The 295-nt window shown below is 55.3% G+C and carries 1 CRISPR repeat array.

Going from position 1 to position 295, the window contains the following annotated elements:
• Window positions 1-294: direct repeats of the CRISPR family, unit length 28 nt; unit sequence GCCGCCTTCAGGCGGCTGTGTGTTGAAA.
• Window position 295 lies beyond the last annotated feature (1 nt).

Raw genomic sequence — 295 nt, forward strand, 5'->3', positions numbered from 1 at the left:
GCCGCCTTCAGGCGGCTGTGTGTTGAAACTTGAACTGCTCAATCTTACTGGCCTCCTGCCAGCCCCAGCCGCCTTCAGGCGGCTGTGTGTTGAAACCTCATTAGGGCGGCTATGATTACTTTTTTGGGTCCCAGCCGCCTTCAGGCGGCTGTGTGTTGAAACTCGTACCATACAAACAACGTCCTAGACGGCATGAACCAGCCGCCTTCAGGCGGCTGTGTGTTGAAACGTCTAAGGTTTTAGCGGCTTCGATTTGTTTCTCGCCAGCCGCCTTCAGGCGGCTGTGTGTTGAAAC

Origin of the sequence: Neisseria sp. HMSC065D04, assembly GCF_001815675.1 — a bacterium.
Classification (GTDB): domain Bacteria; phylum Pseudomonadota; class Gammaproteobacteria; order Burkholderiales; family Neisseriaceae; genus Neisseria.